At 42.8% G+C, this 5,913-nt stretch carries 4 protein-coding genes; 1 reads left to right on the forward strand and 3 read right to left on the reverse strand.

The annotated features are described in order from the left end of the window. The coding region (locus P8O70_16515; GenBank protein MDG2198447.1) for an IS5/IS1182 family transposase at positions 1-196 on the forward strand (196 nt) is incomplete at its 5' end. Positions 197-224: 28 nt separating this feature from the next. Here P8O70_16515 and serA read toward each other — a convergent pair. The 3 genes from serA to P8O70_16530 form a co-directional block, all read right to left on the reverse strand. Next, positions 225-1,814 carry a phosphoglycerate dehydrogenase gene (serA, locus tag P8O70_16520; GenBank protein ID MDG2198448.1) on the reverse strand — a complete coding sequence of 530 codons (1,590 nt, stop codon included), beginning with the start codon at positions 1,812-1,814 and terminating at the stop codon, positions 225-227. A 66-nt stretch (positions 1,815-1,880) separates the two neighbouring features. Beyond that, positions 1,881-4,100, reverse strand: coding sequence for a hypothetical protein (locus P8O70_16525; protein ID MDG2198449.1), 2,220 nt, complete (start codon positions 4,098-4,100; stop codon positions 1,881-1,883). Positions 4,101-4,248: 148 nt separating this feature from the next. Further along, positions 4,249-5,913 (reverse strand): toprim domain-containing protein (locus tag P8O70_16530; protein ID MDG2198450.1); only part of this gene is annotated, 1,665 nt, incomplete at its 5' end.

Here is a 5,913-nt window from a genome sequence, read left to right on the forward strand (position 1 = left end):
AGCGGTGATTCCACCGAAGTCCAATCAAAAGGAACCCTGGGAGTTCGACCGAGACAAGTATCGCTGGCGACACCTGATTGAGAACCACTTTGCCAAGTGGAAGCAATACCGGGGGATTGCCACCCGTTACGATCAGTGGGCCTGTGCTTTTCTAGGAGGTATCTACTGGATAGCGGCGGTCATTTGGCTAAATTGATGACAGGCCCTAAGTCACTCTTGAAACATTAAAGTCTTATTTTACAAACAAAATTTATATTTGGTAGTTTCCCCAATTCTCTAAGTACATTTTCTTCAATATCCTCATCAACTCTCAGTAACGCCATTGCTTCCCCACCCTTTTGGTCTCTTCCTAAATTAAATTGATCGATATTGACATTGTGTTTTCCCAAACAGGCTCCAATAGCACCGATAATTCCTGGCCTATCATTGTTTTTGATGGTCAAAATCGTTCCAGTCGGAGCCATTTCTAAGACAAACCCGTTGATCAGGGTTAACCTGGGGTGGGGGCCACTGAAAACGACCCCACCAATCGTGAACTCTTCTTCACGCTTACTCAGAGTACACTTGAGCGCGTTCTCGTAGTCACTGAAATGATGGTCTTTCTCTTCCTCAATCCTCAGCCCGATTCTTTGAGCAAGTTGCTCAGCATTTACAAAACTCACTGTTTCGTGATGTTGGCCTAGAAATCCTTTTAAAAAACATAGACGCAGTAGCGCAACGTTTTGATTGGCAAGTGTGCCTCGATATTTCATATTTAAAAGTGATGGTGAAAAGAGCATATATTGCGAAGCAAATGACCCCATTCTTTCAGCAAGTGATGTGTAACTTGAAACAAGATCACCCTCCAATATCTGCACTCTAGGCATGTTCACTGGAAAGTCCACGACTTCCCCTCTCAGGGCTTTTGGCACCTGGCTAGCCACAGATTCGGCTATTCTGAACTGGGCTTCTGTGGTGGAGGCACCAATATGAGGGGTCATCACGACATTTGGTAATTCCGCAAAGGGGTTGTTGACTGGAGGTTCTTTCTCCCAGGTATCTATTCCAACTCCTCCAACTTTCCCTGTTTTCAACGCCAATAAGAGATCATTTTCGTTGATGATACCCCCCCTTGCCGCATTAATGATGACGACACCATCCTTCATTGATTTGAGTTCACTAGCCCCAATCATTCCGATGGTTTCCTTATTCTTCGGGGTGTGGACACTCAAGATGTCTACCTCCTCAAGAATTTTTTTCAGTGTACTCTTCAGAACTCCGTGGCGTTCAAAAACCTCATCAGCAATATAAGGATCGTAAGCCAACACACGCATATCGAAGGCTCTACAAAATTTAGCCACCCGATGTCCAACGTTTCCAAGCCCAATCAAGCCAATGGTCTTATTCATCAACTCAGTTCCGCTAAACTGATGTCGATCCCAACCCCCTTCTTTCATTCTTTGATGAGCTGGAATTAGGTTTCTAACGGCCGCTAAAAGGAGTGCGAGTGTCAATTCAGCAGCAGAGTTAGTGTTTTTCCCTGGACTGTGCAAAACAAGAATTCCTTTTTGAGTTGCATAATCCACATTGATATTAGCAATACCCACTGCAGCTCTTGCAATAACTCTAAGACGTGTTGCCCGATCAATTAGTTCATGATCTACCGGGGTTTCAGATCGGGTTATAATCCCGTCACAATCAAGAATTTTCTCAAGAATCTCAGACCGTGGTAAATCAGGGGAATAATCTACTAGAATGTCTTGCTCAGCTTCAAGAAGCTCAAGTGCTAAAGGATGCAAAGCTCCAGTGATGAGAACTTTGTATTTTGATGACATAATTTTGTCTAAATCAGATGGAATAAGATGTGGGATTTGGCCGACGCTGGATCGGCCAAAAGGGCATCAGATAACAATACTGGAGGAGTTTGCAGTGATGGTAAGGGCTTGAAAAGCACATTTCCCACAGTATCCCTTGACTTCGACGAGGTAACTAATGGTGTCATTCAGGCGGGCTTGCTCTTTATCATTCACAACTGCGGTGCTTGTTCCACTCTTGATCCAACCTAAAAGCTTCATATTTTCACCAGATTTGAACTCGTTCTCGAACACATATTTTTTGATTGCGTTTTGATAGGAGGGTTCATCAGAGAGAATCACTCTGTGATTGACACTGGCAATCGCATCGCTGAGTTCTTTACGGAAGACGTCTTTATCTGGCACTCCAAGATATTGCTCGATAGTCTGCATAAACTTTTCATCGGGTTGAACATCTGTCTGAGTGACTTCATGCTTCACTTTGGTATTCAGGGCGTAGGCGCGTACATGATCCGTATATTTCTTCCAGGTTGTCTCCAAAACAGAGTCATCCCTCAAGATTGCGCTGTACACGTCACTGGCGATTTGTCCCATAATCCAGTTTTTTGCCTGAGGTAAAATCTTCTCCACATAGTAGTTCAGTTTTGTTTTTTGCTGAGCATAGGATTCCTTGATTGAATGCTCAGTCCGGACATACAAATCCAGTGGGCTTACGCAAGGATTTTCCAGGGCAATCGAAGTCAACATAGCATGATCACCACTCTCCTGCATCAGTCGCTGAAGGTTTGCAGCAAACTCATTGATTTGAAAATGTTCTGTATTTTCAAAAACATTTTGAATAAATCTTGGGTCAAGTCCAAAGGTGCCTTCGGACGGCTTGATGAAAGAAAACTCGTCCAAAATCATTCGTGCCATGTTGTTATCCACACCACTGTCAGCCCGCCCTGCATATATCAAAGCTTTCTGAAGTAGGGTCATATTTGGGTTCTGCTTTGACTCATAGAGTCTGGACATGACAGCCAAAAGACTCAATAAGGTCAGGCTGTGAGGTGCCACATGAGCGAGATGCTGCTTTTCTTTCTTCCAGTTTCTATGAATGTTTGAGTAGGTGAACTCATAAATCATCTGCTCTTGCTTGAAGTCAACTGAAAGTGGCATTTCAATGAATGTGGTCCTCGATCTTAATGCTTCAAATGACGCATTCTCCATGAACATATTGAACTCATGGAAATTTGTATGCCCAATAATGACTCCGTTGAAAGGAATCGGCGGCTGCCCCTCAGGTTTGAAAAAGCGATCTTGGGTTGCAAAAAGCAATTCATATAGAAATTTGTCTGAGAGCTTCAAAATTTCATGAATTTCAACCAATCCGTTGGCCCCAGCACACAATTCGCCTTTGTAATCGTGAACTAGTGGGTGAGATTCACTTCCAAAGCGAGGTAGAAGGCTGTAATCAATATTTCCAACTAATGATCCTGCTTCCTGGCTTTTTTCATCTCTCGGAGTGTAGGAGCCAATCCCAGTCTTCGTTCGAGCATCGTAAACCACGCGCTTCGCCTTCAAATAAGGTAGAAGCTCTGTGAAGGAAATATCCTTCATTCTCATGAAATCACGCAGAACGTACTCACTGTAGGGAGAAAGTCGACCACTGATCGTTACGCTGAATTCCTTGTCGTAGTGAGAATGATTTGCTAACCATTCTTTTAAGATTTCTTGATCTGTCCCGCTTACTATCTCACTTGCAAATGCCTTTCTCGTTTCTTCTGGAAGAACTTGAAGAGGCTTTTCAAACAATGGGCTTTGTAGGTAAAAAATGCCTTCTTCTTCGAATAGAGCCTGATCTTTGAGTCTTTTATCAACAGTTGGCAGCAGTAGGGTGTGAGTTTTACCCTCTTCTGCTTGAGAGTATTGCTTGAGGGCAAGCTTGATTCCTTCCATTGACCTTGATTTAGCGGCTCCAGGTGGTCCTAAAAGAATCCAAAGACGTTTTGATGCCTCTAGGCCACGGCTGGCATTGTTAATTTTTTCAACTAGGTTTTCCTTGGCTTTTTGCTGGCCAAAAACAACATAACCACCAACTCGATCAGAATTTTCAAAGAATTGATAATGATGCTTGATCGGTTTCCCTGGACTGATGGCGTGGTCTACCCCTGAAGACAGCAACATGTCATGTAGAAGCTGAAAGGTGTCACGAGTCACCCAGGGTTCTTTTTGAACGAGTTGGAGGTATTCATCGAAGCTCAAAATTTCATCAGAAACATTTCGTTTGGAGCTATTTTCAAGTAGTGCCTGGAGTGCTTCTCTCATAACGATCTCATTTTTTGGGATGAAAACTTGGAATTTGAAGATAATGGCCTAGAAAGCAGCAGGAAAGTCTGTCAAGGGGGAATACATTTTCAAGTCAGCAGTGAAGCATCATGTAGGGGATCTTTCAACTTTAGTATTGATTGGAGGCTTAGACCAAATGATCTATGATGTATTGCCGACGCTCATTTGTGTTGCCCCCCATGTAGAAATTCAATAATCCGCCGACTTCCTGGAGATGGTCAACACGTATAGGTTGTAAGAGCATCTGAGGCCCAATAAAAGGTCCAAACTCTTTTGGCGAGATTTCCCCAAGTCCTTTGAATCTAGTGATCTCAAAATGCTTTCCACTTTTCAGATCAGCAATTGCGGAATCTTTTTCAACTTCATCGTAGCAATATTTGGTTGTTTTTTGATTGCGAACACGAAAAAGGGGAGTCTCTAAGATGAACAGATGTCCTCTTTGAACCAATGTTTCAAAGTATTGAAGGAAGAAAGTTATCAGCAGGTTGCGGATATGAAGTCCGTCAACATCTGCATCAGTGGCTAGAATTACCTTTTCATATCGTAAATCATCAACATTATCTTCGATGCCTAAGGTCTTCATGATGTTGTAAAGTTCTACGTTTTTGTAGAGAACTTCCTGACCTTGTCCAAAGCAATTAAGCGGCTTTCCTTTCAGGCAGAAAATGGCCTGAGTTTCTACGTTTCGGGAGCTGATCATACTACCACCCGCGCTCTGTCCTTCAGTCAGAAAGATCATGCTTTCACTGTTATGATTCTTTGAATCACTTCGATGGAATTTACAGTCCTTCAAGTTTGGAATGGCGAGGGCAGTCTTGCGAGCATTTTCACGAACTGCCTTTTTGACATTCGAGAGTTCCTTACGGACTTTTTCATTCTGTTGAACTTTGCTTTTGAGAGCTTCTGCAGCGTCAGGGTTCTTGAAAAGGGTATCAACAAAGCTGTCCCTGACTTGAGTTACGATCCAGCGAAGATCAGTATTACCAAGTTTGTTCTTAGTCTGTGATTCGAAGATTGGTTCTTGAATCTTGACTGCAACAGCACCGACAATTCCCTCTCTGACATCTGGCCCTTGAAAACTGCTTTTAAAGAATTCATTAATAGCCTTCAGTATTCCCTCCCGGAAAGCGCTGAGATGGCTTCCTCCGTCACTTGTGAAATGCCCGTTCACATAACTAAAATTTGTTTCTCCATAGAGATCGGTGTGTGTCAGTGAATACTCCAGCAAGTCGGCTTGTACATGTAAAATTTCATAAAGTGACTTGTCACCCACCTCTTTTTCCAACATTTCCTGCAAGCCCCGGTCGGCTTTGAATTTCTCACCATTGAAAATGAGGCTCAAACCACGATTTAAATAGGCGTAATTCCAAAGTTGTTTCTCAATCAGTCTGAAATCAAACTGGAATCTTGAAAAAATAGATTCGTCAGGGACAAAGCGAACCTCGGTTCCATTCCTTTCTTTAGAAGTTGTACGACCCTCATCAACCAAATCACCTTGAATGAACTTCGCAAATGCCTTTTCACCATTACGAACAGAACTGACCTCAAAACTCCCTGAAAGTGCGTTCACTGCTTTTGTTCCAACACCATTCAGTCCGACACTGAACTGGAAAACATCACTATTGTATTTTGCCCCAGTGTTTATGCTTGAAACACATTCCACTAGTTTTCCTAATGGAATACCCCTTCCGTAGTCACGGACTTTCACTTCGGTTTCTTTTAGATTGATTTCTATACGCTTGCCATGGCCCATAATGTATTCATCAACTGAATTATCAATCAATTCTTTAAG

Source organism: SAR324 cluster bacterium, assembly GCA_029245725.1.
Lineage (GTDB): Bacteria > SAR324 > SAR324 > SAR324 > NAC60-12 > JCVI-SCAAA005.